At 40.7% G+C, this 3,104-nt stretch carries 3 protein-coding genes and 1 pseudogene; 1 reads left to right on the plus strand and 3 read right to left on the minus strand.

Annotated elements, in window-relative coordinates:
- Positions 1-75: 75 nt before the first annotated feature.
- The gene (gene cax / locus ACFE90_RS37440; RefSeq protein WP_375507284.1) at positions 76-1,197 is read right to left on the minus strand and encodes a calcium/proton exchanger; all 1,122 of its coding nucleotides are present in this window, start codon (positions 1,195-1,197) and stop codon (positions 76-78) included.
- Between the two features lie 521 nt (positions 1,198-1,718).
- Positions 1,719-2,348: a transposase gene (locus ACFE90_RS37445; protein ID WP_375507285.1), complete on the minus strand. Its 630-nt coding sequence runs from the start codon at positions 2,346-2,348 to the stop codon at positions 1,719-1,721.
- A gap of 57 nt (positions 2,349-2,405) precedes the next feature.
- Here ACFE90_RS37445 and ACFE90_RS37450 point away from each other — a divergent pair, with 57 nt between their 5' ends.
- The gene (locus tag ACFE90_RS37450; RefSeq protein WP_375507286.1) at positions 2,406-2,609 is read left to right on the plus strand and encodes a hypothetical protein; all 204 of its coding nucleotides are present in this window, start codon (positions 2,406-2,408) and stop codon (positions 2,607-2,609) included.
- A gap of 101 nt (positions 2,610-2,710) precedes the next feature.
- Here ACFE90_RS37450 and ACFE90_RS37455 read toward each other — a convergent pair.
- Positions 2,711-3,104: pseudogene (locus ACFE90_RS37455) on the minus strand (signal transduction protein); the annotation flags it as partial.

The raw sequence follows: 3,104 nt of genomic DNA on the forward strand, positions 1-3,104 counted from the left end.
AAAAGCGATGGGATATTTTTTTATTTGGAAGAGTCCCTAATTAACGGCATAACAGCGCCATTGCCCGATTAGCGCTCAAACTGGATGGAAGTAGAAGGCAGCACCCAGTATAGCATAGGTTGCTAGCAGCAACATCCCCTCTAACCAGTTAGAGCGACCATCCAAACTAATTAAGTTGGCAATAACCACTGCAATGATCACTGCAACAACCTCAAACAAGTTAAAGTTTAAATCCATTGGTTGTCCAATTACCTGCCCAACTAGCACAAGGAGCGGCGCAACCAACAAAGCAACTAGTAGACTCGATCCCATTGCTACAGATACTGACAAATCCATATTGTTCTTAATCGCTACTCGCACAGCAGTTACATATTCGGCTGCACCTCCAACTAGTGGTAATAAAATTACTCCGGTAAACAAAGGTGTCAATCCTAGTCCTTTTGTTGCCTCTTCAACTGCACCGACAAAAATCTCAGACATGAACGCTATACCAATCGTTGCCACAAGCAAAACACCAACCCAAAGGCTCAAGTTTGGCTTTGAATGTTTATCTTGCTCTGTGGCAGCCTCGTCTTCAGAAACACCTTCTAGTTCTACAACCCCAACATCGTAGAGGTAGCTGTGAGTCTTCAAGGAGAATAACAGCGTAAAACCATAAACTACAATTAAAATGACTGCTACAAAAATCGACAGATTAGTAATAGCGCTTTGCTCGACGACATTAGATGTAGTGATCACCATTGCAGGCAGGACAATTGCAATCACTGCTAGTGTCATTGTCGAGCCATTGACTCGCGCTGCCATTGGCTGAAAAGTCTGCTCTTTATAGCGTAACCCTCCCAGCAACATAGATAGCCCCATTACCAGCAGTAAATTACTGATAATAGCCCCAGTAATGCTGGCTTTAACAATATCTACCAAGCCTGCTTTGAGAGCTACTAGAGCAATAATTAGCTCAGTTGCATTCCCGAAGACTGCATTTAACAAGCCGCCTATAGAAGGCCCTAAAACCACAGCAATCTCTTCTGTGGCTTTACTCAGCCAAACTGCTAACGGAATAATTGCAAGTGCTGAAAGTCCAAACACCATTAATGCATCCCAGCCCAATTTTTCTGCCACAATAGCAATAGGAACGAAAACTAGCAAACCTATTGAAATTAGATTTTTAGTTTGTATATTTTTGAGTGCGGTTGGCATAAGTATATAACTCTAATAATGATAACTATTGTTTAATTCATTGAAATAATTGCACAATAGAAGCAATTTTCCTTGTCTGTAACACTTACTAAAGAACCTACAGTATATAAATTTCCTTTTCCTCAAAAATTTTATCTGCTGCGAAAAACTTTGCTAACTGGCTAAAGATGGATGAGGCTGGTAAATGAACTAATCCCTTTGACTGCTGTAATTGCTACTTGTTACAATTAACGCTTTTCCATCACTCTTAGGACGTTAGGGATTTCCAAGAAATAAATTATCCAAATAAACTAACCGCAGAGACGCAGAGAACGCAGAGAGAGGAGAAATAGAGAAGATTTTTGCGTCAGTTTTGGGATATTTTTTTATTTGGAAGTCTCTTAATTAACTCATCGCGGCGATCGTTTTTGCGATCGCATTCCCATTCTGTTTACAATATCTGTTTTATTAGGGGCGACGCATTCCCTGGATTTGGATAAATTTACAAAACGCACAAGTACAAGACGCGATGAATCGCGTCTCTACAAGGGGGAATGGGGTGGTTGTTCGCGATCGCATTCCCAATTGATTGGGTTATTGATAATATATTGTCTAATTTTATCGAGGGCGAATTCATCACGAATTATATTGTCATGGAACCTTCCTTGCCATCTAAAACCTTCATAAATTTGATTAATTTCAAATGTACATCGTCCTTTGTACCACCTAACAATTTTAGAAAGGGAATTTTTAGACAACATCGGGTTAAACAACCCAGTAACCCCACCCCGTTGATCATCCCCCCTTGTAGAGACGCGATTCATCGCGTCTTCTTCCTGTGTTTGATTCATCACGCCTTCTTCTCGTATTTGATTAATAATCAAAATCCCATGAATATGATTAGGCATGACGCAAAACGAATCTATCTGGCAATTAGAAAAATGATTAGGAATCTCGTACCACAATTTCTGAGCAATTTCTCCAATTTGTGATATCTGCATTTCACCCTGTACAACCTCACCAAAAAAGCATTTCTTCCCGTCGGTGCAAATAGTAACGAAATATCCAGCATTACTAGCATAACTCCATGCCGGTAAACGGGTTGAGTCAATTCGATATTTACCTTTGTATTTGGGTTTGTTGTTTTCTGGTTGAGGCTCGTAATGATTCATGATTACATCTTTGATTGATACAAAAATTTATGCAATTATTGCTTTGTATTGATATAATTGCTAACCCAAAAAACTCGGAATTATTCCCGCTATGTAAATGACGGAAAGGAAGAAGACGCGATGAATCGCGTCTCTACAAGGGGTGATCGCAAAAACGATCACATTCCCATCCTGTTCACAATATCTGTTTTACTAGGGGCGATGTCTGCGACGGGCTACGCCTACGCATTCCCTGGATTGCGGAAATATCAGACGCGATAGATTTACCAGACGCTTACGAGATGCGATGAATCGTGTCTTTACAGGGGATTGCTGTTTCCACATCTCCCTTATGTTTTGGCTGGAGGAAGCATTTTTATTTTCTACTCTCCATCTTTCACTTTCTCTTGTTGATGCCAAGCTTGATAAAAAGCTGGGTAGGGCATACTTTGGGCGCACTCCCAGATGACTTCGTAGCAATCATCAAATCGCTTAAAGTCATTTTTATAAGTTTTAGGTGATAAGTAATTGTTCCAAGCAATGACAACAGGTGCCATGTGTTCCTCTGCGATAATTTCCACTAAGCTAGATGCCGCTAGCCCTCGGATCAAATCATCCAACTGTGAATTACCAATTAACTCCACCAAAGCAGTGATCGCTGTAGAGTTGCCTGGGTCAATGCGCCCTAAGCTTTGTGCCACTTCTTTTAGAGTAAAACCGTCTACTCGTTGGCTACGGATTAACTCTACCAAGGTATCAATAGCCCTAGAGTTGCCA

The organism is uncultured Nostoc sp., assembly GCF_964245445.1.
GTDB lineage: Bacteria > Cyanobacteriota > Cyanobacteriia > Cyanobacteriales > Nostocaceae > Nostoc.

What these genes read in the sequence shown, in the direction of transcription:
- cax (WP_375507284.1), bottom strand. Translation starts at nt 1,197, where the DNA reads ATGCCAACCGCACTCAAAAATATACAAACTAAAAATCTAATTTCAATA.
- ACFE90_RS37445 (WP_375507285.1), bottom strand. Translation starts at nt 2,348, where the DNA reads ATGAATCATTACGAGCCTCAACCAGAAAACAACAAACCCAAATACAAA.